Genomic DNA, 24399 nt, shown 5'->3' with positions numbered 1-24399 from the left:
AAGAAGCGAAAGCGGATTGCGAATGTCCGCTTTACTGGATAATAAAGAGGAAATAAATGAACAGAAAGATAGAAAAACGGATAAGAAAAAAAGGCAAGAAAAAAAGATTATGTTTGAGCATTTTAGTACTTATCATGTTGCTTTTTGTACCGCTTTCTGCTTATGCATCGGAAATAAAAAGTGATGGAAAAACAACTCAGGCATTGGAAGAAGAAAATAAAACCGTGAGAGTTGGCTATTTTCCATATGCCAATTTTCAGGAAGGCGGCTATGGGGAACACAAGCAGGGAGCAGGATATGAGTATCTTCAGAAGATTTCTTATATAACCGGCTGGAAGTATGAATATGTCTATGGCTCATTTAAAGAGTGTCTGGATATGCTGGCAGATGGAGAAATAGATATACTTGGAAGTGTCAGTTATACACCGGAAAGAGCAGAATCTATCGATTTTTCGACCTATGCAGAGGGAACAGAACGATATTGGATCTATACCCGGGAAGATCATACGAATCTTACGAATGGTGATCCAAAGCAGATGAATGGCTGTCGTATCGGTGCAGCAGATGGAAGTTATCAGAAAGAACTTCTGGAAAAATGGCTGGACAGCAATCAGATCCAGGCAGAGGTGGTTGTCTGTAAAGGCTATGATGAAATGATAGAAAAACTGGATGCAGATGAACTGGATGCACTTGTGGTCCCGGCACTGTCTGTCAACAGCGATTTTATTGCAATCGCCAATATCGGTGCAAGTGACTGTTATTTCGGTGTATCAAAATCCCGACCGGATCTGTTAAAGGAATTAAATTCTGCCCTGGAAGAAATCAACAATACAGAAACGGACTACAGCAGCAAGCTGTATGCTCGTTATGAAGGAAAAGCGGTTATAAATTATGTGCTCAACAAGGAAGAAAAACAATGGCTGGATGCACATGAAAAAACAATCCGTGTGGGATACCTAAAGGACAATCTCCCTTTTTGTGGTGAAGAAAATGGGAAACTGGCAGGAATCCTTGGAACCGTTCTGGATACGGTTCAGGAAAAATATAAAATTACGATCAAGGCAGTTCCATGTTCCACGGGAGTAGAGATGAATGAGGCATTGCAATCTGGCAAAATAGATATTGCAGGTCCTATCATTCAGGATTTTTATACACAGGAACAGTTTCAGGTAGTTTTGACGGATGAAATCTTTGATATTACGCCGGTTGTTATTTACAAAGGAAATGAATATACTAACAGTCTCTCTACAATCGCAGCAACAGAGACCTCGCTGTATTCTAAATTGATGGTGTCCCGTCTTTTTCCAGATGCAGAAATCAAACTGTATGATACACAGGAAGAATGCCTGGAGGCAGTAGCAAATGGAAAAGTGGGAGCAACTGTTATTCCATCTTCAAAGATCAATCTTCTTAATGAAAGTTCACTGACCAAAAGTCTGTCATTTGCAGAAATGGCAAAACGGCAGGAATTAGCGATGTTCACGACGAGAGAAAACAGAAGAGCAGCTACCATTATCAATAAAGCGATTGAGCAGTCCTCCAATATTTTAAATGGCGTGGTCCTTGCACAGAATTCTGTTTCAGAAAAGAAAATGACCTTGCAGGATGTCCTTGCGGAGTATGCAGGCTTAGCTATCGTGGTTTCATTTGTGATTATTTTTGTACTGCTTCTTCTGGTTTATTCCCTTTCAGTAAGCAGAAAAAAACAGATGGAAGCCCTGAAAGAAGCACAGGATGCAAATGCGGCGAATATTGCAAAAACAACGTTCCTGAACCATATGTCTCATGACATCAGGACACCGATGAATGCAATTGTTGGATTTACAGATATTGCCATGAAGAGGAAACCGGACAAAGAAGTGGAGAACTGTCTGAAAAAGATCAGGCAGAGTTCAGAATATCTGATGACGCTTATGAATGATGTGCTGGATATCAGCCGTATTGAAAGTGGTAAACTGGAATATAAACCGATACCGGTAGATCTCAGGGATATGATAAATACTGTTTTGTCGATTGCAAGGGGATATATAGAAAACCGTGATCTTAACTTGTATGTTTCAAGAGAAGAACTAAAAACTCCTTATGCGATGGCGGATGAACTCAGAATCAGGGAAGTATTGCTCAACATCATCAGTAATGCAATCAAATTTACAAAAGACGGAGGTACCATTTCATTTGTTGCAGAAAACTGTCCGGGCAATGATGAACACCATGTGATTGTACGCTATCGTATATCGGATACCGGAATTGGTATGAGTGAGGAGTTCCTGGACAGGATATTTGATGAGTTCAGTCAGGAAAATGATGGAGCAAGAACCAGTTACAAGGGAACCGGACTGGGAATGGCGATCGCTAAGAAATATGTAGATCTTATGGGTGGAAAAATTGAGGTCAGCAGCAGACAGGGTGTTGGCTCAACATTTACGGTAGAAATCCCACTGCTTATAGCAGAACATGTAGAAACTGAAGAGAAAGAAAAATTAAAGAAAGATACGGATCTACATGGTTTGCATGCTCTTCTGGCAGAGGATAATGATTTAAACGCCGAGATAGCAGTATCTCTATTGGAAGAACAAGGGATGATTGTAACCAGAGCTGCCGATGGGAAAACAGCCCTGGCACAGTTTTGCAATACAGATCCGGGGACTTTTGATCTGATCTTGATGGATATTATGATGCCGGAAATGAATGGATATGAAACGACAAAAGCCATCAGAAATCTGCCGGACCGTCCGGATGGAAAGAAAATACCTATTATTGCAATGACGGCAAATGCATTTGCAGAGGATGTGCAGGCTGCTTTGAATGCCGGAATGGATGATCATGTGGCGAAGCCGGTTGACATGGAGATTTTAACATCTGTCATCACAAAATATATAGAACGATGACTCGTTTGTTCAAAAATGGAACGGGAAATTAGCACTCACCTCTTGTTATTGTGACGTTGGTTTTGTCTAGTTTCATATAGTCCCGTAACGCCCTATTTACAAGGGATTCACGGATTTTGAAAATTTGTAGCTGTTCATCAAAAATCGTCATTTTTCAGAAATTTGGGGTCAAAATTGGCGTCAGATAGCACACCAGAGAGAAAAATTAAATATTTTATAGACTACGGAACGTACACTTTTGGCGTTCCTTTTCTATTTCCAGTCGTTCAGAAGTGGACGGCTTTTTCATACCCAAAATCGAAAGGAGAAAGAGAAAATATGAATAAGCTAGTAAAGCGATTGCTGACAGGAACGCTTGCTTTTGCAACCATTCTCACGGCATTACCAGTGACGGCGGTTCATGCTTCCGGCAATCAATACTGGACAGAATCAGCAGAACGTGTCGGCTACATTGAACACGTTATGAATGATGGTTCTATCAAATCTACATTCAATGAGGGACACATGAAAGTTGAGGGCGAAACTGCCTACTGCGTGGACATCAACACCAATTTCAAGAATGGATATAAAACACGTTCTGACGCAAGCACCCGTATGAGTAGCGATCAGATTGCAGACGTTGCTCTTTCCTTAGAGTACGTCAAGCAATATACCGCTTCTCATACGAACTTGAATTACAAACAAGGTTATCTGTTGGAACAGTGTGTTGTCTGGCAGAGATTGAGTGAACAACTCGGCTGGCAGTGCGACAACGTTAGAGCTTCCTATAATGAAATCTCACAGGCAGTACAGAATGAAGTGTATGCTGGTGCGAAAGCATTTGTGAAAGCAAACAAAGGACGCTATGAATGTGGCGGTTACATTTATACTGGCGAAGGACAGGACATCGGACAGTTTTGGGCGAAGTTAAATGTGGGAAATGCAAAGGTTAAAAAGACTTCTTCCAATCCCACGGTCACAGATGGCAACGCCAACTATTCCTTTGAGGGTGCGACATTTGGTGTCTATTCTGATAAGAGCTGTAACAGCCAGCTTGCCACACTTACTGCCGATGGAAACGGCGATACCAAAGAAGTTGAGGTAAAAGCCGGAACAGTTTACATCAAAGAACTTTCTGCTCCAAAAGGATATAAGCTGGATTCTACTGTCCATGCTTTAAATGTGGAAGTTGGAAAAACAGCGACATTGACTGTTGCCGATACTCCAAAGGTCACAGAAACTTTGATTGATTTATTTAAAATCGACATGGAAACAGGAAAATCTACTCCACAGGGAAATGCTTCTTTAGAGGGTGCAGAGTTCACATGGAGCTATTATGACGGTTACTACAATGCAGACAATCTTCCTGCAAAGGCTACCCGTACATGGACAACGAAAACAGTTGCCGAAAAAGACAGTGACGGAACTATTCATTATGTATCCAGACTTGCCGACAGCTACAAAGTATCTGGCGACAGCTTCTATACACAGGACGGTAAAAATGTACTGCCACTTGGTACACTCACTGTCACAGAAACAAAAGCACCAAACGGCTACTTATTAGATGGTGCGTATATGCAGGCTGACGGAAGTTCCGAACAGATTAAGGGAACATACCTTACACAGATTTCCGAAGATGGCGAACTTGCCGTACTATCTGGAAGCAACCAGTATTCCGTATCTGACAAGGTTATCCGTGGCGGTGTGAAAATCCAGAAACGTGACCTTGAAACAAAGGATACCAAAGCACAGGGAAGTGCGACCTTACAGTACACAGAGTTTAACATCATTTCCTTAAATGACAGTCCTGTACTGGTAGAGGGAAAATTATACAGCAAGAATGAAACTGTCAAGAAGATTCAGACAGGCATTGACGGAATTGCTTCTACTTCTGTCGATTTACTCCCTTACGGAAATTACAGATTAGAAGAAAGCAAAGCACCAGAGGGCTACTTGACAGATGGTGCAAAGGCAATCGACTTTTCTATCACGGAAGATGGAAAAATCATGGACTTGACCGACAAATCCCACTCTGTCTACAACCAGATTAAACGTGGCGATATTGAGGGTGTAAAAATCGGTGCAGGTACACACAAACGACTTGCAGGTGTTCCATTCAGAATTACAAGCAAGACAACGGGAGAATCCCATATTGTAGTTACTGACAAAAACGGTCAGTTCTCCACTGCTTCAAGCTGGGCTTCCCACAAAGTCAATACCAATGCCGGAAAATCCAGTGAGGACGGTGTATGGTTTGGGACATCTGAACCAGACGACAGCAAAGGTGCATTACTCTATGATACCTATGTGATTAAGGAATTAAAGTGCGATTCCAACGCCGAATTTAAGCTGATTCCAGCTTTTGAGGTAGTCGTATCCAGAAATAAAGTGACCGTAGATTTAGGAACACTGACCGATGAATACGAAAAAGAAATCACAATCCACACCACAGCTACCGACAAGAAAACAGGCGAAAAAATGATTATTGCCGGAAAAGACATCAAGATCGTGGACAAAGTCACACTTGATGGCTTGGAAGTTGGAACAAAATATAAATTATCCGGCTGGCAGATGTTAAAGGAAGAAAACGCCGAACTTCTGATTGACGGGAAACGTGTAGACAGTGATTACACATTCACTGCTGACAGCGAAAAAATGACGGTTGAGATTACTTACAGTTTTGATGGTTCAGCTCTTGGCGGTCAGAACCTTGTTACCTTTGAGGAATTGTACGATATGAGCAATCCGAAAGAGCCTGTCAAGGTTGCCGAACATAAAGACATCAACGATGTTGGACAGACGGTTCTTATCACGGAACGTATCATCACAATCCATACTACTGCTACGGACAAGAACGGCAAGAAAGAAATCGAAGCCGGAAAAGATGTAACGATTGTAGATAAAGTCACATTAGATGGTCTGGAAGTTGGAACAAAATACAAACTTTCCGGCTGGCAGATGTTAAAAGAGGAAAATGCCGAACTTCTGATTGATGGGAAGAAAGTATCCAATGATTATGAGTTCACAGCCGACAGTGAAAAAATGACGGTAGAGATTGCCTTTACCTTTGATGGTTCTTCTCTTGGTGGCAAGAGCCTTGTCACATTTGAGGAATTATACGATATGAGCAATCCAGACGAAGCAAAGAAAGTGACAGAACATAAGGACATCACAGACGATGGACAGACTGTGACAATCAAGGAAGTGCCGGAAGTCCCAGACACACCAAAGGATACCGACACGCCGGATACACCATCTACGGTTACTAAGACAAGTGACAGTCCAAAAACAGGCGACAATACCAATATCTATGCTTACCTTGCCATGCTCGGTCTTTCCTGCGTAGGGCTTGGCGGTATGCTTTACTTCAAACGCCGTAGAAAGAAATCATAAGGCGGTAATGTAACGGTTGGTAGAGCGTTCAAGGTCGCCACCCTTTTTACAACTTCACGCTCCCGTGAAGCTCTGATTTACGGGAGCGTGAAGTCCACTAGGGGCGTGGGGAGTGTAGCTCCCCACAAAGTACAGCAGGAAAGAAAATAAAACAGAAAGAAAAGAGGTCAATCATTTATGGAATTAAGGTTTGTCGTACCAAACATGGAAAAGACATTCGGAAACTTGGAGTTTGCCGGAGAAAATACTACGGAACAGCAGAGAATCAACGGGCGTATGGCTGTCATTACCAGAAGCTACAACCTGTATTCCGATGTTCAGAGAGCCGATGATGTAGTTGTGACACTTCCTGCCAAAGCTGGCGAAAAACATTTCTCGCCGGAGCAGAAAGTAAAACTTATCAACCCACGAATCACTACCGATGGTTATAAAATCGGGGAACGTGGATTTGTCAATTACATCTTACTTGCAGACGATATGTTACCAGCAGAAAGTAAATAAGGGGGTATTCAGATTATGAGATTAGCAAATGGAATTGTCATTGATAAAGAAAAGACTTTCGGAGTGTTGAAGTTCTCCGCATTACGCCGTGAGGTTCATGTACAGAATGAAGATGGAACAGTCAGTGAGGAAATCAAGGAGCGTACCTACGATTTGAAGTGCAACACACAGGGACGCATGATACAGGTATCCGTTCCGGCGACTGTGCCGTTAAAAGACTATGACTACAACGCCGAAGTGGAACTTATCAACCCTGTTGCAGATACGGTAGCCAATGCGAATTACCGTGGTGCAGATGTGGACTGGTATGTAAAAGCAGACGATATTGTTTTGAAGAACAAAGGCACTCATGCCGGAAATTCACAGAACAATGCCTCACAGCAACCGCCGAAGAAATAAGTCTGTAACCTATGATTTTCATTGTACTGGTCAGATGTAATTGATATAATATATATAATCACATTGATGTGTCTAGTTGGTTGTTCATATTTAAACTTAGGCTTGGAAAGGAGAGGTTTTATGAAGAGAAAAATACTTGCAATTATTCCGATTGTCATGTTAATAATTTCACTGTCTGCATGTGGCAGAAAGGAAACATTGTATGAAATTCCTGATTTATCACAATATAAGACAGATTATGTGGGCGATTCTTCAAATGTTATAAATATTGTAAGTAAACAGGATTATCCAGAGGGCTACTCTTATGACAGCATAGAGATACAGTCTGAAACAAAACCTTATGGATTAACAGTTTTTCTAAAAACTGAACCATCTGCGTCTATGCTTGAAGATGAATTGCAGGTTAATGCAGATATGACATTTGATTTAATTGGTAATTTAGGAACACTTGATTATAAAACAGCAGATAGCAAAGAAATTATTGCATCGTATGAACGGTAGAGTGATTGTTCTTTGTAGAATTAAGAAAATCGGAAGTTGTGAACTTAGAATTAGAGGTATTGAAAATGAAAATAATAATTATATTTATTGATTTACTGATGGCAACTGTTCTCCTTTTTGTTGGAAGATTTTTTATCAAATCAAGGAATACAGAAAGAAGTGTGCTGTTTTTATCAGGAGATTATACTGGATTAAATACAGAGAAAATATGCAGAGTTACTGGAAAACGGATTAAGACATGGGCAATGCTCTTTTGTCTTGGCGGTATAATTGATTTTATCAAGCTGGGCGCAGGAATAATAATAGTTTCCGTTTTTTTTATTATCTTACTTGTATTTCATTTGGTTGATATGACTATAAATCGAGACAAGTACCGGGTATAAATTCCAGTTTTATAAGTTAGCTTATATGTCCCAAACAATTAAACCAACATTTAAGGAGATGGGAAAATGAATTTTACCGATGAAAAAGATTACATCATGCGAATGATAAAAGAAATGGTAAGAGTATTATTTTCATTAGCCTTTGGGAAAAAGTATGTTTCTGTTGAACTTGAAAAAGAAAACAAGTATGAAGTATCGGGAAAAAATTTGAAAAATTTTCTTAATATGATTGATTTAGGACAGATTAACGAAGCAGAGAACATACTTTTAGATAGCATTGACTATACAAACAAAAACGAAGTAATGGCGGTGGCTCTTTTTTATCAGTACCTTAGTGAAAAAGATAATCAGTTTTTGGAAAACAACAATTATACAAAAGAAGAAGTGCTTTCTGGTTTCAAACAATTACTTATGAAATCGGGATATAGCGATTTGCTTTATTTGCTCAAATATGATGAGTAATACAGAATTAAAAATTCAGCCTTTATAATTTTATATTTATATTCACAAAGCAGTTAGTCTACATGATTGACTGCTTTTCTTACGTCCAAAGAAAGGAGTTTATATGAAAGTATGGAAAAAATCTAAAGGTAACAGGATTCGTGCCAGTGACAAATCACTGGTCTATCATTTCTGTATCGGCTGGCTGTTGCTCCTGTTCGTTGCGGTATTCCTGCTACTGAATCTGCGACAGCTCCTTGTTACCGACTGGAAAGATTTTAACCTGCTCCATGCCGGAATTGCTTGGACTGCCTACAATTCCATTACGGTTCTGATAGCGATTGGTGTTTGTGCATTGGTCGCTTTCCTCTACTACCGTTACGGATATGACCGTATCAAGCGGTTGCTACACAGACAAAAGCTGGCTCGCATGGTGCTGGAAAATAAATGGTATGAAGCGGAGAACACCAAAGACAGCGTTTTTTTCACTGACCTGCAAAGCAGATCAAGAGAAAAAATCGTGTGGTTTCCGAAAATTTATTACCAGATGGAAAATGGATTGCTCCATATCCTGTGTGAAATCACAATGGGAAAATATCAAGAACAGCTTCTGTCCTTAGAGGACAAATTGGAATCGGGGCTGTACTGTGAGCTGACTGATAAGACACTACATGACGGCTATATCGAATACACCCTGCTCTATGATATGATAGCGAACCGTATTTCGATTGATGAAGTGATTGCCGAAAACGGCGGTCTGCGGTTAATGAAAAATCTGGTGTGGGAATATGATTCACTTCCCCATGCCCTTATCTGTGGTGGTACTGGCGGTGGAAAGACCTATTTTCTGTTGACCATCATTGAAGCCCTGCTTAGAACCAATGCGGATTTATACATTCTTGACCCGAAGAACGCTGACCTTGCAGATTTGGGAACAGTCATGGGAAATGTCTACCACACGAAAGACGATATGATTGACTGCGTCAATGCCTTTTATGAGGGCATGGTCACACGCTCAGAAGAAATGAAACTGCACCCGAACTACCGCACAGGAGAAAACTATGCTTATCTGGGGCTTGCTCCACAATTCCTTATCTTTGATGAATATGTGGCGTTTTTGGAAATGCTGACGACAAAGGAAAGCACTGCCCTGTTAAGCCAGCTAAAGAAAATCGTTATGCTCGGCAGACAGGCTGGATACTTTCTGATTGTGGCTTGCCAGCGTCCAGACGCAAAATATTTCGGAGATGGTATCAGAGATAATTTCAATTTCCGTGTGGGACTTGGTCGGCTGAGTGAACTTGGCTATGGTATGCTCTTTGGAAGTGATGTGAAAAAGCAGTTTTTCCAGAAGCAAATCAAAGGGCGTGGATACTGTGATGTAGGAACAAGTGTCATATCGGAATTTTATACTCCCCTTGTACCCAAAAGCTATGATTTCTTGGGTACGATTGGGAAACTTGCACACATAAGGCAGGACGGACAGGTGGCGTGCGGAGCGAAAGCCACAGGTACGGACTAGCCTTGCTGGTGTGGCGGTAGCCACGCCAGCATATATTAAGCCCCTCGGTATCTAACAGAGGGGCACAAATCACAAGGAAACATACACAAAAGTTACCGATTCTTGGCTGAAATCAAGCGTTTGGTAGCTTTTTTTACTGCTGTGACATCGGATAAAAAATGTCACAGTTTTTTCGTAAAGGGGGTATCGCACTGAATGATACAGAGTGGATACAGAATTTTGCAGACAGGCGTTTGCAGTACGGTGTATCCCAGACGAAACTTGCGGTCATGGCTGGAATCAGCCGTGAACATTTAAGCCGTATCGAATCCGGCAAGGTGGCGGTCACAGAAGAAATGAAAGTAAAACTTTTGGAAGCTCTGGAAAAATTCAATCCAGAAGCACCGCTTACCATGCTGTTTGATTATGTGAGGATACGGTTTCCGACACTGGATATTGGACACATCATCAAAGATATTTTACAGCTCAATATTCAGTACATGATACATGAGGACTTCGGGCATTACAGTTATACAGAACACTACTACATCGGAGATATTTTCGTATATACTTCTCCCGATGAAGAGAAAGGTGTCCTGCTGGAACTGAAAGGAAAAGGCTGTCGCCAGTTTGAAAGTTATCTGCTGGCACAGGAACGGAGCTGGTATGACTTCCTTATGGACGCTCTGGTGGACGGCGGTGTGATGAAACGTCTTGACCTTGCCATCAATGACCATACAGGAATGTTGGATATTCCAGAACTGACCGAAAAATGCCGGAATGAGGAATGTGTATCGGTGTTTCGTTCCTTTAAGTCCTATGCTTCCGGCGAACTGGTCAAGCATGAGGAACAGGACAAGGCTGGTATGGGCTATACGCTTTATATCGGCTCGCTAAAAAGTGAGGTGTACTTCTGTGTCTATGAAAAAAGCTATGAGCAGTACATCAAACTGGGGATTCCCATTGAGGAAGCACCCATAAAAAACAGATTTGAAATACGGTTGAAAAATGAACGTGCTTATTATGCTGTCCGTGACCTGCTGACTTACTATGACGCTGAACGGACGGCATTTTCTATTATCAACCGTTATGTACGCTTCGTGGATAAGGAAGCAGACAAGAAACGGAGCGACTGGAAATTATCTGTCCGCTGGGCGTGGTTCATCGGGGAAAACAGAGAGCCGTTAAAGCTCACGACCAAACCCGAACCCTACACACTGGACAGAACCCTACGCTGGATTCAACGGCAGGTTGACCCGACACTCAAAATGCTGGAAACAATCACAGCGAAAACAGGGATTGATTATTTGAAAGAAATCCGTAAATCCACGAAACTGACGGAAAAGCACTACAAGATAATCGAACAACAGACCACATCGACCGAAGATGTGATTTTAGAAAAGGAGAATTGAAAAATGCAACGATTATTATTTGACTTCCTGTTCTTCTCTTTAGGGGGAACAGTTGGCGTGATTGCCATGTGTATTTTACAGGCTGGCAGACAGTCTGACAGAAAAATGATGGAACTGAAAGGAGAAAAGAAAGCATGAATTTTGGACAGAACCTTTATAACTGGTTTTTAAGCAACGCACAGAGCCTTGTGCTGATGGCGATTGTTGTTATCGGAATCTACTTGGGATTCAAGCGTGAGTTTTCCAAACTTATCGGATTCTTGGTAGTTGCCTTAGTAGCCGTTGGTCTTGTATTCAATGCGTCCGGCGTAAAAGACGTATTGTTACAGTTATTCAATAAGATTATTGGAGCGTAAAGCCTATGGAAGAATGTAGCGTATTGATTGAAACGACCAAATCAGCAGAGGATAAAACCTCTCGCTGGTTTGATTTACCCATTGATTATGAGCTGTTCCGTGACCTGCTCGGCGTGGAAGCTGACAGTGACGATTATCAAATCACAGATATGAAGCTCCCCTTTGCTGGCGACATTGTAAGGACAACATCTGTCAGACGCTTAAATAAGCTGTACTTTGCTTACACGGATTTATCGCCAGAGGTTCAGCAGGCTTATAAAGAGTTGATTCCGTATTGTGGCGGTGTTGAGGATTTATTGCAGAAGTCGGAAGAATTTCTGTTTTATCCAGAATGCCACAACATCATGGACGTTGCCCGTTACCGCTTGGAGCATAACATTGAATTTTCTGCACTATCCGAAAAGGGAAAGAAATATTTTAATCTGGAAGCCTACGCCCATGAGTTGGAAGAAAAAGGACGTTATGCTCTCTGCAACAATGGTATGTTTAAACTTTGACAGGTGGTATTGCTTATGGCAGAAATGAAAGTATTTGTTATCAATCTTGATGAACAGGAAAAAGATACAGGCTGTGCATGGTTTACACTTCCCTGCAACATAGAAGCATTAAAACAATCCATTGGCTTACCGCCGGACAGTGACCGTTATCTTATCAGTGATTATGATTTCCCTTTTGAAATCCTGCAAGATACAGACCTTGACCTGTTAAACAATATCTGCCTTGCGATTTCGGAGAGTGAAATCCCACCCGAAGATATACCTGCAATTCAAAGAGAATGGTTTTCAAACCTGCAAGAGCTGGAAGCCGGACTTTGCAATATTACATACCATCGGAACTGTTCAGATATGGAAGAAACATCAGAACATTTCCTGTGTGTGCATGGCAGATTTTATGAATACAATGAGTGAAAGGAAGTGACCGTTTATGATTGATGATATGCAAGTCTATATAGCCAATCTTGGCAAGTACAATGAGGGAGAACTGGTCGGGGACTGGTTCTCTTTTCCGTTGGACGAAGAAGTGATAGCAGAACGTATCGGCTTAAATGCAGAGTACGAAGAATACGCAATCCATGATACGGACAACTTCCCGATGGAGATTAGCGAATACATTTCCATCGAAGAACTGAACCGTATCTATGAGCAGTTGGAAGAATTACCGGATTACCTGCTGGACGACTTGGACAGTTTTATATCCTGCTATGGAAGTCTGGAAGAACTGGTGGAACATAAGGACGACATCATTCTGTATTCCGGCTGTGAAACGATGACCGATTTAGCCTACTATCTGATTGATGAAGAACAGATACTCGGAGAAATCCCGTCCTCTTTACAGAACTATATCGACTATGAAGCCTACGGGCGTGACCTCGATATAGAGGGGACATTTATTGCAACAAACGCTGGTATCTGTGAGGTACTGCGTTAAGGGCTGGCAGATCAGCACCGCCACTGGTGCTACTGTCAGCTTTTCTCTTGGGGGCAGTCTGGAAAATCCGGCTGTCCCTGTTGTTAGGAAAATGAAGAAAGGAGCATTTACAAGTGAAGAAAATCCGAAGTTATACAAGTATCTGGAACGTGGAAAAGGTACTGTATGCCATCAATGATGTAAACCTGCCATTCCCTGTGACCTTTACCCAGATTACATGGTTCGTGCTGACGGAATTTATCATCATTCTGTTTGCAGATGTACCGCCACTTTCCATGATTGAGGGTGCGTTTTTGAAATATTTCGGGATTCCCGTTGCCCTTACATGGTTTATGTCACAGAAAACCTTTGACGGGAAAAAGCCATACAGTTACATCAAGACGATGGTGCTGTATGCTCTGCGTCCCAAAGTGACTTATGCCGGAAAAGCCGTGAACCTGCATAAGCAGAAATTTGAGGAAACTATCACGGCAGTAAGGAGTGTGACCTATGTTCCCGATTAAATATATCGACAATAACCTTGTCTGGAATAAGGACAATGAGGTGTTCGCCTACTATGAGCTGATACCGTACAATTATTCATTCTTATCCCCAGAACAGAAATACCTTGTGCATGACAGCTTCCGTCAGCTTATCGCACAGTCCCGTGAGGGAAAGATTCATGCGTTGCAGATTGCAACTGAAAGTTCAATCCGAAGCATACAGGAACAGTCTAAAAAGCTGGTAATGGGAAAATTAAAGGAAATCGCCTATCAGAAAATAGACGACCAGACCGAAGCCCTTGTATCCATGATAGGCGACAATCAAGTAGATTACCGTTTCTTTCTGGGATTCAAGCTCATGGTCACAGAGGACGAAGTCAATCTGAAGAACATCAAAAAATCGGTATTTCTGACATTCCGTGAGTTTTTGAATGAGGTAAGACACACGCTGATGAATGACTTTGTTTCCATGAACAATGATGAAATCAACCGTTATGTGAAGATGGAAAAACTGCTGGAAAACAAAATCTCCCGTAGGTTCAAAATCCGCCGACTGGAAGCCAAAGACTTTGCGTATCTGATGGAACACCTCTACGGCAGGGACGGGATAGCCTATGAAGATTATGTGTATCCTCTGCCAAAAAGAAAATTAAAAAGGGAAACACTGATTAAGTATTATGACCTTATCCGTCCTACCCGTTGCGTGGTGGAAGAAAGCCAGCGATATTTGTGTCTGGAACATGAGGACAGCGAAAGTTATGTGTCCTACTTTACGGTCAATGCCATTGTCGGGGAGCTGGACTTCCCATCATCGGAAATCTTTTATTTCCAGCAACAGCAGTTCACATTCCCTGTGGATACTTCCATGAATGTTGAGATTGTGGGAAATAAGAAAGCCTTAACCACTGTTCGTAACAAGAAAAAGGAATTAAAGGACTTGGATAATCACGCCTATCAAGCTGGAAATGAAACAAGTTCAAATGTAGTGGAAGCCTTAGACAGTGTCGATGAACTGGAAACAGATTTAGACCAGAGCAAGGAAAGTATGTATAAGTTAAGTTACGTCATACGGGTGTCTGCACCCGATCTTGACGAACTGAAACGCCGTTGTGATGAAGTCAAGGACTTTTACGATGATTTGAATGTGAAGCTGGTTCGCCCTGCCGGAGATATGATGGGACTGCATGGAGAGTTTCTTCCAGCCAGCAAGCGTTATATCAATGATTATATCCAGTATGTAAAATCTGACTTTTTAGCCGGACTTGGTTTTGGTGCTACCCAGATGTTGGGAGAAAACACAGGAATCTATATCGGCTATTCCGTGGATACAGGAAGAAATGTCTACCTGCAACCGTCCCTTGCCAGTCAAGGGGTAAAAGGTACGGTCACAAATGCGTTGGCTTCTGCCTTTGTAGGTTCGCTTGGTGGTGGAAAGTCATTCTGTAATAACCTGCTGGTGTATTATTCCGTCCTGTTCGGTGGACAGGCAGTTATCCTAGACCCGAAAAGTGGTGCGAAACGTTCCTACTTGAAAAGAGTAGGCACAGCACTTCATTAAATCAATATTTAATGTGTGTTGGAGAACTAAACACACGAATAGTCGAATGACGGGGTAACGCCCTGAAAGGCTACTTTAATACTCCGACTGGCAGAAACTTGAGTAAACAAGGCTCTGTCAGAAGCTCGGTGAAGTCGGCAGACAGACACCGTAACAGATAATGCTGACGAAAGATTCCCAGAGGTGGGCGTTGTGTCCTATATGCCGGAAGTCTATAAAATATCTATGGTTAGAATGTAGATGAGAGGTCTACTGACGAATCCTTGAATGTACAGGTCTATATCGGGGCTGGATAGAAATGTCCAGTGACACAAACAGTGTCGCTACTGTGGGTGAGTAAGACTCCGCATTTATGAAAATCCATATAACGTTAAAGGCGTTATCAAGGTAGCAGGCTTATAGAGGAAACCTAAGGATATATGTACAGATAGTGTGTTTGGAACGTTGAAAGCTGACAACATGGAGATTTTACTGTCTGTGAAGTGTTCACATCAGAAAGTTATTGTGAGATTAGCAATGATATAAGGTGTGTTAATGTCAGTGAGAGTGGTGGCACAGTACCTATGAAACCGTGATAACAAGCGGTGGAGGGATAGCCACTAGTCATATGAAGAATAGAATTACTAAGAAAAATGGTATGGGTTCGAGTAAGACTAAGAGATGTACTTGCTCCTGCAAACAAGGAGGGTACAGACCATGCTAAAGAAAAACAAGCTCCGCTATAACGAGTATTATGATATGCAACATATTTATGACGAGTTATACGCACAGAGCAAGAACGGTAATAACTTTTATAAGTTACTTGAAATTATTGGTTCGGAACAAAATATTTGTTTAGCTTACCGTAATCTGAAATCAAACAGTGGCAGTAAAACGGCTGGAACGGATGGAATGACGATAGACGATATAAAACAACTCAGCAATGCTGAGATTGTTGCTACCGTTCGGGAAAGCCTTAGCAACTACCGCCCCAAATCAGTCAGACGTGTTTTCATTCCAAAAGCTGGGAGCGATAAAATGCGTCCATTGGGGATTCCGTGTATCTGGGACAGGCTGGTACAACAATGTATCCTGCAAGTCCTAGAGCCGATATGCGAACCAAAGTTCCATAATCATTCCTATGGATTCCGTGCGAATCGAAGTGCCCACCATGCAGTCAGCAGAGTAACGACACTGATAAATTTATCAAAATATCATTACTGTGTTGACGTAGACATTAAAGGATTTTTCGATAATGTCAATCATGGAAAACTATTAAAACAAATCTGGACACTTGGTATTCGGGATAAAAGATTGATTTGCATTATCAGCAAAATGCTGAAAGCCGAAATTGACGGCGAGGGTGTCCCAGAAAAAGGAACGCCACAAGGCGGTCTGTTAAGTCCACTGCTCTCCCTCATAGTCCTTAATGAATTAGACTGGTGGGTAAGCAGTCAGTGGGAAACATTCCAGCCGAAGAACCGCAGTAAAAATGGGTGGCTTCAATACGCAAAGAAATATACCAAACTGAAAAGCGGTTTTATTGTACGTTACGCTGATGATTTTAAAATCATGTGTTCAACCTATGGAGAAGCACAAAGATTTTACCACAGTACCGTAGATTTTCTTAATAAAAGGCTGAAATTAGAAATCAGTCCAGAGAAATCAAAGGTAGTAAATCTGAAGAAAAATTCATCAGATTTTCTGGGGTTCAAAATCAAAGTCATTCCAAAAGGAAGAACGAAACACGGTTATGTTGCCAAAACAGATATGAACCAAAAAGCATTAAAGAAAGCGAAAACAAATCTAAAGTTAAAGGTAAAAGATATAGCCAGACATACGACTGGCTTCAATATCAGCAGATATAATCTGACAGTTATCGGTATGCAGAATTACTACTGCATAGCAACTAACGTATATAACAACCTGACAGAAGTAAGTTACGCTCTCTTACCGACCATACGAATCCGTTTAAGGAACATTGCAAAATCAGTTCCATTTGAAAGTACAAGTTCAGAATTTCAGAGCAGGACAAAAGGAATCAGACCAAAAACAAAAATAGTGATGATTGCGGATAATCCGCTATTGCCGATTCAAGGAGTACAACACAAAAATCCTATGAATTTCTCGCAAGATATTTGTAATTTTACAAAGCAAGGGAGAAACAAGGTGCATGAGGACGTTGTAGTTGTAACAAAAGAAGAAATCCGAGCGTTGTTGGAAAATGAAAACCCTGCCGATAGCGTAGAGTTTAACGACAATCGTATTTCGGCATATATCGCACAACAAGGCAACTGCTATGTAATGAATCGTCGAGGAACTCCGTCCACTCTGATATGTATTCACAAATCAGACAAAGGAGATAACCTTGATAGATATTCTAATCTGGCATTTGTGGAAATTCCCATTGCAAAGGCAATCCTAACAGAATCAGCAGACGAAGCAAAATCACTGTTAAAAGGTTATGTTCTTAATAGTCAGCAGAAGAAAAAACTGAACAGAATACGGACGAATTACGGATACCAGACAATAACTGGGAAATAACTTATAAATCTATTTGGATATGATGGAACGCCGTATGAAGCGAAAGTTTCATGTACGGTGTGAAGCGGGGGAAAACTTGGAGATAACATCAAAAAGTTACCTATCGCTATAGCGTGGAAACTGGAAAGAAACACTGCCGGAGATTGCAGAGGAAATCAATATTGTAAACATTACCAGTGATTCCAGCAATCAAGGGCTGTTAGACCCGTATGTGATTATGAAAGATGTCAAGGACGCTGAAAGTCTTGCCATTGACATTCTGACATTCCTTACAGGAATTTCTTCAAGGGACGGCGAAAAGTTTCCTGTCCTTAGAAAAGCTGTCCGCACGGTATCCCAGAATCAGAATCACGGGCTGTTGCAGGTCATTGAGGAACTGCGGAAAGAGGATACCGCCGTATCCCGTAACATTGCAGACCATATCGAAAGTTTTACTGACTATGATTTTGCACAGCTTTTGTTCTCGGACGGTTCAGTGGAAAATGCAATCAGTCTGGATAACCAGCTCAATATCATACAGGTTGCGGATTTGGTTCTGCCAGATAAGGATACTACCTTTGAGGAATACACGACCATTGAACTGTTGTCGGTATCCATCTTAATTGTTATCAGTACCTTTGCCCTTGACTTTATTCACAGTGACCGAAGCATTTTTAAAATCGTGGATTTGGACGAAGCATGGGCGTTCTTAAATGTGGCACAGGGCGAAACACTCTCAAATAAACTGGTGCGTGCTGGTAGAGCCATGAACGCCGGAGTCTATTTCGTGACACAATCCTCTGGGGACGTATCGAAAGAAAGTCTGAAAAATAACATCGGCTTAAAGTTTGCGTTCCGCTCCACAGATACCAATGAAATCAAGCAGACCTTAGAGTTTTTCGGGCTGGACAGTGAGGACGAAAATAACCAGAAACGGTTGAGGGATTTGGAGAACGGACAATGTTTAATGCAGGATTTATACGGGCGTGTCGGTGTGGTACAGATACACCCTGTCTTTGTAGAACTGCTCCACGCTTTTGATACCAGACCGCCGATAAAAAGTGAGGTGGATTTGGAATGATGAAATCTGTCACAAAAGAAAAGGTATTCCATGTGCTGAAAATGGTTCTGCTTGCCGTGACCGTCACGCTGGTACTGCTGTCCCTGCTTGGGACGGTAGCTCATGCGTCTGGACTGGTCGATGATACGGTCAATGCAGGCAACCTGTATTCAAAGTATCCGCTTTCCAATTATCAGCTTGATTTTTACGTGGACAATAGCTGGTCATGGCTTCCGTGGAACTGGCTGGACGGCATTGGAAAATCGGTGCAGTACGGGCTTTACTGTATCACAAACTTTGTCTGGACAATCAGCCTGTATCTTAGCAATGCCACAGGATATGTGGTGCAACAGGCGTATAAGCTGGACTTCATCAATGACATGGCAGACAGTATCGGGAAAAGTATCCAGACACTTGCCGGAGTGACCGAAAACGGATTTTCCAGCAGTGGATTCTATGTGGGATTCCTGCTCATTATCATTCTGATTGTAGGTGTTTACACCGCCTATACAGGGCTTCTCAAACGGGAAACAAGCAAAGCACTTCACGCTGTTATCAACTTTGTGGTGGTGTTCATCGTGTCTGCGTCCTTTATTGCTTATGCTCCCAATTATATCCAGAAAATCAATGATTTCAGTTCGGACATCAGCACCGCTTCTCTGGACTTGGGGACAAAAATCATGCTCCCAGATTCACAAAGCAAAGGCAAGGACAGCGTAGACCTTATCCGTGACAGCCTTTTTGCGATACAGGTAGAAAAACCGTGGCTGTTGTTGCAGTTCGGGAACAGCGATACCGAAGAAATCGGGACTGACCGTGTAGAAGCTCTGGTATCTGCCAGCCCGTCCGATGATGATGGGGAAACAAGGGAAAATATTGTGAAAACAGAGATTGAGGATAACGACAATGACAACCTTACCATTCCACAGGTCGTCAACCGTCTTGGCATGGTGTTCTTCCTGCTCATTTTCAATCTCGGTATCACAATCTTTATCTTCCTGCTTACCGGCATGATGTTATTTTCCCAGATACTTTTTATCATATATGCCATGTTTTTGCCTGTCAGCTTTTTACTGTCCATGATACCGACCTATGAGAACATGGCGAAACAGGCAGTTGTCCGTGTATTCAACGCCATTATGACAAGAGCTGGAATCACGCTGATTGTGACCGTGGCATTTTCGATTTCCAGTATGTTCTACAACATTTCCACAGATTATCCGTTCTTCATGGTGGCGTTTTTGCAGATAATCTGTTTTGCCGGAATCTACATGAAGCTCGGAGAGCTAATGAGTATGTTCAGCCTTAATGCCAATGACAGCCAGCAGATAGGTCGCCGGATTTTCCGTAGACCGATGGTGTTCATGCGACACAGGGCAAGACGTATGGAACGCCGAATTGCAAGAGCTGTCGGTGCTGGAAGTGTTGCAGGTACGGTGGCAGGTGCAAGTATTGCCAGAGCCGGAAAGCCAGCAACGAACCAACCGCCAAAGAAACGGGAAAATACCTCTGCCAGCATGGGAAGCCGTGTTGGTTCTGCTGTAGGTGCTGTGATGGATACGAAAAATAAAGTCCGTGACAGTGCTTCTTCTCTGAAAGAAAATGTGAAAGACCTGCCGACACAGGCTGGTTATGCCGTCCATTCTGCCAAACAGAAAGCAAAGGATAATGTATCGGACTTTAAGCGTGGCGTTGTGGAAGAACGGGAAAACCGACAGGAACAGCGTACACAGAAACGCAACCTGCACAGGGAAAATATCTCACAGAAAAAGCAGGAATTACAGAAAGCACAGGAAGCAAGGCAGACAGTTCATGCGAATGGATCAGCGACAGCCGGAGCTACCAGAAGCCATGAACGCCCTGTTGCCACACCTGTTCCAAAAACAGCACAGACCGATACGGTCATAAAGCCGGATATGAAGCGTCCTGCTACTTCTCCTGTGATAAAAAATGTAGAAGTCAAGGCTGGAAAAGAAACTGTCCGAACCAATATCAGACAAGAACAACAGGTCAAAGGTGTTACCAGAACGAACCAGCCAAATGTAGTGGAATCCAGAAGTAATCAAAAGAAAACAACCATACAGAAACAGGTCAACCAAAAACAAAATCGTAAGACTGTTACGAAGCAACCAGAGAAAGGACGGAAGAAATGAGATTAAAGCGTATCCTTATCATAGGTACGATATTTCCTGTCCTTTTCTCCATCGTCCTCTTTTTCGGGATACTGATTTCCGGCGAAGATGACGACAGTTCCAACAGTTATTCAACTGTCTACTCTGGCATGAACCTGTCAGCCGATGTCCTCAAACATCAGCCGATGGTAGAAAAATACGCCAGAGAAAACGGTATCACGGAGTATGTGAACGTCCTGCTTGCCATCATACAGGTGGAAAGTGGCGGTACGGCTACCGATGTCATGCAGTCCAGCGAAAGTCTTGGACTACCGCCAAACTCATTAAGTACAGAAGAATCCATTAAGCAGGGGTGTAAATATTTTGCGTCCCTGCTTTCTTCCTGTAAAGCCAAAGGCATGAATGACATTAACGTGGTCATACAGTCTTATAACTATGGTGGTGGCTATGCAGACTATGTGGCGAAGAACGGGAAAAAGCACAGCTTCAATCTTGCAGAGAATTTCGCAAAGAATAAATCCGGCGGTACAAAAGTGACCTATACGAACCCGATAGCGGTCAGTAAAAATGGTGGCTGGCGTTATAACTACGGAAATATGTTTTATGTGGAGCTGGTCAACCAATATCTGAACATAAAACAGTTCAGTAATGAAACGATACAGGCGGTTATGAATGAAGCGTTGAAATATCAAGGATGGAAGTATGTCTACGGTGGCAGTAACCCGAACACCTCTTTTGACTGTTCTGGTCTTACCCAGTGGTGCTACGGAAAAGCCGGAATCAGTCTGCCACGAACCGCACAGGCACAGTATGACGCAACCCAGCATATCCCATTGTCACAGGCACAGGCTGGCGATTTGGTCTTTTTCCATTCCACCTACAATACCAGTGACTATGTTACCCATGTAGGAATCTATGTAGGGAACAATCAGATGTATCATGCCGGAAATCCAATCGGCTATACCGATTTGACCTCTGCCTACTGGCAACAGCACATCATTTGTGCCGGAAGAATCAAACAATAGAAAGGACTTGAAATATGTTTAAGAAAAAAGAAAAAACAGAGAAAGCACCTAAGAATAAGAAAGTGCGTACCATGAAAGTCGGGACACATAAGAAATCTGTTCTGCTTTTGTGGGCGGTGCTTCTGGCAAGCACCAGCTTTGGTGTGTATAAGAACTTTACCGCCATTGACACCCACACGGTACATGAAAAAGAAATCATTCAGTTAAGATTGAACGATACCAACGGTATTGAGAATTTCGTCAAGAACTTTGCGAAAGCCTACTACTCATGGGATACCAGCAAGGAAGCCATTGAAGCAAGGACAACAGAAATCAGTAAATACCTTACCAAAGAATTACAGGACTTGAACGCTGATACCATCAGAACGGACATACCAACCAGTGCGACCGTTACAAATGTGCTGGTCTGGAATGTAGAGCAGTCTGGAACGAACGATTTTACCGTTGCCTACGAAGTAGATCAGCAGGTAAAAGAGGGAGAACAGACACAGGCAGTCACAGAAAACTACACCGTGACCGTTTATGTGGATAAGGACGGTGCAATGGTCATTACCCAGAATCCAACCCTTGCTCCGGCGGTACAGAAATCAAAGTATGAACCGAAAGTACAGGAAGCAGATGTCAGTGTCAGTTCCAACACAGTCAAGGACGCTACCGCTTTCTTGGAAACATTCTTTAAGCTTTATCCGACAGCTACGGAAAAAGAACTTGCCTATTACGTCAAAGACGGTGTGCTTGCTCCTGTTTCCGGCGACTATGTATTTTCGGAACTGGTAAACCCTGTCTTTACCAAAGACGGCGATAACCTCAAGGTCAGTGTGTCTGTGAAGTATCTGGATAACAAGTCGAAAATGACACAAATCTCACAGTATGAGCTGGTGCTTCATAAGGACGATAACTGGAAGATTGTAGAATAAGTTTGTAAAAAATGCTAAAAAAGGCTTGCGTCATACTCTATATAGTATGCTCCGCAAGCCTTATTTCCATATATTCTATTTTGTTGTAGCTTTAAAAAGTCGTTCTGTACCGCTAATTTCAGCTAAGACAATATCCGTCATACGTTGTAGATTGGCAACATGATATGGATTAACTTGTTTTTCCCATTCTTCTGTATGTTGTTTTTGAATACCAGCAAGATATTCTTGTAAAACGGTCATACGCTGTTCTAATAGCGTCTTTTGTTCTTTTTCTGGTAAACAATCAAGGAAAAATGCTGTGATAGAAAAAATATTCGTATCATAATCGAACTTCAAAAAAGAAGTTCGCAAAGTTTCCAAAAATACTGCTTTTCCTTGTTCCGTGATTGAATAAACAGTTTTATCGGGCATATTACCGTCCTTCTGTATTTCACCAACGAGATATTGCTTTTTCTCTAGAGTTTTAATTGTGGCATATACAGTAGACGTTCCAATATTGAACCAATACTTGATATTCATGTAGTCTAAAGTTTTAACAATTTCATAGGCATTAAGTGGTTGATGAGTAATAAGCCCTAAAAGCATAGTAGCTGATTTTGATAACATATATTTCACACTCCTTGACAAATACAATGATTTAAGCTACTCTATATATAGAGTAGTATTATATTATATTACTCTAGCTTGATTATAACACGAATATCTGGAAAATGAAAGAGAAAGGAGATGTGCTTATGCCACAATTAAATAAAGGCGGAAAATTCGTATTTGGACTATCTTTGATACATGATGATTTAACCGTTCAATTTCCAACGCAAGCACTTGAAGAATATCAAGTGCTAAATGATGATAAAATCATTATCTTTACAGGAAGTAAGGTTACGGGTGGGTTTTGCGTAACGACATATCCTCTATTATCTAAGTCAAAATTAAGTCATATTTTACATGAGTGTCCACAGTTAGAAAAACAGTCTATTCCACGAGGAACATTGGTTACATATAAAGGACGGAAATATGCGTGGCTTCCTCTAAAGGAAAATGGTAGTATTCAGTTTACATCACAGCTATTAAAACAGTTAAATCTTGATATAGGAAATGAATTGTTGTGTATTAGAAGTAGCGATATTGCATTTACAATGGGGGCGAAAGGTCCACTTCTTGAAAAAGCTCATAACTATAATGGAAATATTGAACGATATTAGCGGGAAGGGATTTACTTATGACAGATTATAAAAGTTATACAGTATCGAAAAATAAATCCAGTTATTTAGTGATGGCTAGAAAATAAGATTACATGGGGGTATTACATGATAGGACTAAAAAAAGGAGATATGAAAAAAATCTTAAAGGCTGGTGCAAAGGCAAGCGGTGTCTCTGTATCGGAATTAAGGGAAAATATACAGGTTACTATTGATGAAGCCATGAACAGTACAGACCCAGAGGTACAGGCGAATTTCAAAAAGCTGTTTGGAAATAAGCGTCCCACGCCAGAGGAATATATCTATAAAATTACAAAGGAAATAAAACTTTAATTGAATAAA

At 41.7% G+C, this 24399-nt stretch carries 22 protein-coding genes and 2 pseudogenes; 23 read left to right on the top strand and 1 reads right to left on the bottom strand.

Features of this window, described 5'->3' with window-relative positions; genetic code table 11:
* Positions 1 to 56: 56 nt before the first annotated feature.
* The 21 genes and pseudogenes from EYS05_RS01830 (at position 57) to EYS05_RS01725 (ending at position 22858) form a co-directional block, all read left to right on the top strand.
* On the top strand, positions 57 to 2888 hold the full coding sequence (locus tag EYS05_RS01830) for an ATP-binding protein (RefSeq protein WP_138276451.1): 2832 nt from the start codon (positions 57 to 59) through the stop codon (positions 2886 to 2888).
* A 318-nt stretch (positions 2889 to 3206) separates the two neighbouring features.
* Entirely contained in the window at positions 3207 to 6260 is a 3054-nt protein-coding gene (locus EYS05_RS01825; RefSeq protein ID WP_138276450.1) for a VaFE repeat-containing surface-anchored protein, read from the top strand.
* 177 nt (positions 6261 to 6437) lie between these two features.
* Entirely contained in the window at positions 6438 to 6761 is a 324-nt protein-coding gene (locus tag EYS05_RS01820; protein ID WP_008704175.1) for a YdcP family protein, read from the top strand.
* 15 nt (positions 6762 to 6776) lie between these two features.
* Complete coding sequence (locus EYS05_RS01815; RefSeq protein WP_138276449.1) at positions 6777 to 7160, top strand: YdcP family protein; 384 nt, start codon at positions 6777 to 6779, stop codon at positions 7158 to 7160.
* A 120-nt stretch (positions 7161 to 7280) separates the two neighbouring features.
* Positions 7281 to 7661, top strand: a complete 381-nt coding sequence (locus EYS05_RS01810; RefSeq protein WP_138276448.1) for a DUF4825 domain-containing protein — start codon at positions 7281 to 7283, stop codon at positions 7659 to 7661.
* A 65-nt stretch (positions 7662 to 7726) separates the two neighbouring features.
* Positions 7727 to 8044 (top strand): hypothetical protein, encoded by a 318-nt coding sequence (locus tag EYS05_RS01805; RefSeq protein WP_138276447.1) that lies wholly within the window; start codon positions 7727 to 7729, stop codon positions 8042 to 8044.
* A 66-nt stretch (positions 8045 to 8110) separates the two neighbouring features.
* Entirely contained in the window at positions 8111 to 8506 is a 396-nt protein-coding gene (locus EYS05_RS17430) for a DUF6483 family protein (RefSeq protein WP_055200578.1), read from the top strand.
* 103 nt (positions 8507 to 8609) lie between these two features.
* Positions 8610 to 10007: an FtsK/SpoIIIE domain-containing protein gene (locus tag EYS05_RS01795; RefSeq protein WP_138276446.1), complete on the top strand. Its 1398-nt coding sequence runs from the start codon at positions 8610 to 8612 to the stop codon at positions 10005 to 10007.
* 158 nt (positions 10008 to 10165) lie between these two features.
* Positions 10166 to 11398, top strand: coding sequence for a MobT family relaxase (gene mobT, locus EYS05_RS01790; RefSeq protein ID WP_138276445.1), 1233 nt, complete (start codon positions 10166 to 10168; stop codon positions 11396 to 11398).
* A gap of 3 nt (positions 11399 to 11401) precedes the next feature.
* Positions 11402 to 11536: a DUF3789 domain-containing protein gene (locus tag EYS05_RS01785; protein ID WP_005611092.1), complete on the top strand. Its 135-nt coding sequence runs from the start codon at positions 11402 to 11404 to the stop codon at positions 11534 to 11536.
* The gene (locus tag EYS05_RS01780; protein WP_004844214.1) at positions 11533 to 11754 is read left to right on the top strand and encodes a hypothetical protein; all 222 of its coding nucleotides are present in this window, start codon (positions 11533 to 11535) and stop codon (positions 11752 to 11754) included. The genes EYS05_RS01785 and EYS05_RS01780 overlap by 4 nt, the downstream gene beginning before the upstream one ends.
* 5 nt (positions 11755 to 11759) lie before the next feature.
* Complete coding sequence (locus EYS05_RS01775; protein ID WP_138276444.1) at positions 11760 to 12251, top strand: antirestriction protein ArdA; 492 nt, start codon at positions 11760 to 11762, stop codon at positions 12249 to 12251.
* A gap of 15 nt (positions 12252 to 12266) precedes the next feature.
* On the top strand, positions 12267 to 12662 hold the full coding sequence (locus EYS05_RS01770) for a hypothetical protein (RefSeq protein ID WP_055200585.1): 396 nt from the start codon (positions 12267 to 12269) through the stop codon (positions 12660 to 12662).
* Between the two features lie 16 nt (positions 12663 to 12678).
* Positions 12679 to 13182, top strand: a complete 504-nt coding sequence (locus EYS05_RS01765) for an antirestriction protein ArdA (RefSeq protein ID WP_021414682.1) — start codon at positions 12679 to 12681, stop codon at positions 13180 to 13182.
* A gap of 113 nt (positions 13183 to 13295) precedes the next feature.
* Entirely contained in the window at positions 13296 to 13685 is a 390-nt protein-coding gene (locus EYS05_RS01755; RefSeq protein WP_005611098.1) for a conjugal transfer protein, read from the top strand.
* Positions 13672 to 15174: pseudogene (locus tag EYS05_RS01750) on the top strand (ATP-binding protein); the annotation flags it as partial. The gene EYS05_RS01755 and the pseudogene EYS05_RS01750, both read left to right, overlap by 14 nt.
* Positions 15175 to 15918: 744 nt before the next feature.
* The gene (gene ltrA, locus EYS05_RS01745; RefSeq protein ID WP_002298631.1) at positions 15919 to 17745 is read left to right on the top strand and encodes a group II intron reverse transcriptase/maturase; all 1827 of its coding nucleotides are present in this window, start codon (positions 15919 to 15921) and stop codon (positions 17743 to 17745) included.
* A gap of 112 nt (positions 17746 to 17857) precedes the next feature.
* A pseudogene (locus tag EYS05_RS01740) lies at positions 17858 to 18805 on the top strand (ATP-binding protein); the annotation flags it as partial.
* On the top strand, positions 18802 to 20937 hold the full coding sequence (locus EYS05_RS01735) for a CD3337/EF1877 family mobilome membrane protein (RefSeq protein WP_138276443.1): 2136 nt from the start codon (positions 18802 to 18804) through the stop codon (positions 20935 to 20937). The pseudogene EYS05_RS01740 and the gene EYS05_RS01735, both read left to right, overlap by 4 nt.
* On the top strand, positions 20934 to 21941 hold the full coding sequence (locus tag EYS05_RS01730) for a bifunctional lytic transglycosylase/C40 family peptidase (protein WP_138276442.1): 1008 nt from the start codon (positions 20934 to 20936) through the stop codon (positions 21939 to 21941). The genes EYS05_RS01735 and EYS05_RS01730 overlap by 4 nt, the downstream gene beginning before the upstream one ends.
* Before the next feature lie 14 nt (positions 21942 to 21955).
* Complete coding sequence (locus EYS05_RS01725) at positions 21956 to 22858, top strand: conjugal transfer protein (RefSeq protein ID WP_138276441.1); 903 nt, start codon at positions 21956 to 21958, stop codon at positions 22856 to 22858.
* Between the two features lie 75 nt (positions 22859 to 22933).
* On the opposite strand, the gene EYS05_RS01720 is transcribed toward EYS05_RS01725, so the two are convergent.
* Positions 22934 to 23464 (bottom strand): PadR family transcriptional regulator, encoded by a 531-nt coding sequence (locus tag EYS05_RS01720; RefSeq protein ID WP_055158612.1) that lies wholly within the window; start codon positions 23462 to 23464, stop codon positions 22934 to 22936.
* Positions 23465 to 23592: 128 nt separating this feature from the next.
* Here EYS05_RS01720 and EYS05_RS01715 point away from each other — a divergent pair, with 128 nt between their 5' ends.
* Positions 23593 to 24060, top strand: coding sequence for a hypothetical protein (locus tag EYS05_RS01715; protein WP_055158613.1), 468 nt, complete (start codon positions 23593 to 23595; stop codon positions 24058 to 24060).
* A 105-nt stretch (positions 24061 to 24165) separates the two neighbouring features.
* The gene (locus tag EYS05_RS01710; protein WP_055158614.1) at positions 24166 to 24390 is read left to right on the top strand and encodes a hypothetical protein; all 225 of its coding nucleotides are present in this window, start codon (positions 24166 to 24168) and stop codon (positions 24388 to 24390) included.
* Positions 24391 to 24399: the final 9 nt, after the last annotated feature.

The sequence above is a fragment of the Blautia sp. SC05B48 genome (assembly GCF_005848555.1).
GTDB lineage: Bacteria > Bacillota > Clostridia > Lachnospirales > Lachnospiraceae > Blautia_A.
This window is presented reverse-complemented; position numbering and strand designations above follow the sequence as displayed.

Coding starts and splice junctions, on each gene's coding strand:
- EYS05_RS01805 (WP_138276447.1), top strand. CDS start 7,727: ATGAAAATAATAATTATATTTATTGATTTACTGATGGCAACTGTTCTC.
- EYS05_RS01775 (WP_138276444.1), top strand. CDS start 11,760: ATGGAAGAATGTAGCGTATTGATTGAAACGACCAAATCAGCAGAGGAT.
- EYS05_RS01735 (WP_138276443.1), top strand. CDS start 18,802: ATGATGAAATCTGTCACAAAAGAAAAGGTATTCCATGTGCTGAAAATG.
- EYS05_RS01780 (WP_004844214.1), top strand. CDS start 11,533: ATGAATTTTGGACAGAACCTTTATAACTGGTTTTTAAGCAACGCACAG.
- EYS05_RS01725 (WP_138276441.1), top strand. CDS start 21,956: ATGTTTAAGAAAAAAGAAAAAACAGAGAAAGCACCTAAGAATAAGAAA.
- EYS05_RS01730 (WP_138276442.1), top strand. CDS start 20,934: ATGAGATTAAAGCGTATCCTTATCATAGGTACGATATTTCCTGTCCTT.
- EYS05_RS01785 (WP_005611092.1), top strand. CDS start 11,402: ATGCAACGATTATTATTTGACTTCCTGTTCTTCTCTTTAGGGGGAACA.
- EYS05_RS01815 (WP_138276449.1), top strand. CDS start 6,777: ATGAGATTAGCAAATGGAATTGTCATTGATAAAGAAAAGACTTTCGGA.
- EYS05_RS01820 (WP_008704175.1), top strand. CDS start 6,438: ATGGAATTAAGGTTTGTCGTACCAAACATGGAAAAGACATTCGGAAAC.
- EYS05_RS01810 (WP_138276448.1), top strand. CDS start 7,281: ATGAAGAGAAAAATACTTGCAATTATTCCGATTGTCATGTTAATAATT.
- EYS05_RS01830 (WP_138276451.1), top strand. CDS start 57: ATGAACAGAAAGATAGAAAAACGGATAAGAAAAAAAGGCAAGAAAAAA.
- EYS05_RS01715 (WP_055158613.1), top strand. CDS start 23,593: ATGCCACAATTAAATAAAGGCGGAAAATTCGTATTTGGACTATCTTTG.
- EYS05_RS01795 (WP_138276446.1), top strand. CDS start 8,610: ATGAAAGTATGGAAAAAATCTAAAGGTAACAGGATTCGTGCCAGTGAC.
- EYS05_RS01720 (WP_055158612.1), bottom strand. CDS start 23,464: ATGTTATCAAAATCAGCTACTATGCTTTTAGGGCTTATTACTCATCAA.
- ltrA (WP_002298631.1), top strand. CDS start 15,919: ATGCTAAAGAAAAACAAGCTCCGCTATAACGAGTATTATGATATGCAA.
- EYS05_RS01710 (WP_055158614.1), top strand. CDS start 24,166: ATGATAGGACTAAAAAAAGGAGATATGAAAAAAATCTTAAAGGCTGGT.
- EYS05_RS01770 (WP_055200585.1), top strand. CDS start 12,267: ATGGCAGAAATGAAAGTATTTGTTATCAATCTTGATGAACAGGAAAAA.
- EYS05_RS01765 (WP_021414682.1), top strand. CDS start 12,679: ATGATTGATGATATGCAAGTCTATATAGCCAATCTTGGCAAGTACAAT.
- EYS05_RS01825 (WP_138276450.1), top strand. CDS start 3,207: ATGAATAAGCTAGTAAAGCGATTGCTGACAGGAACGCTTGCTTTTGCA.
- mobT (WP_138276445.1), top strand. CDS start 10,166: ATGTCACAGTTTTTTCGTAAAGGGGGTATCGCACTGAATGATACAGAG.
- EYS05_RS17430 (WP_055200578.1), top strand. CDS start 8,111: ATGAATTTTACCGATGAAAAAGATTACATCATGCGAATGATAAAAGAA.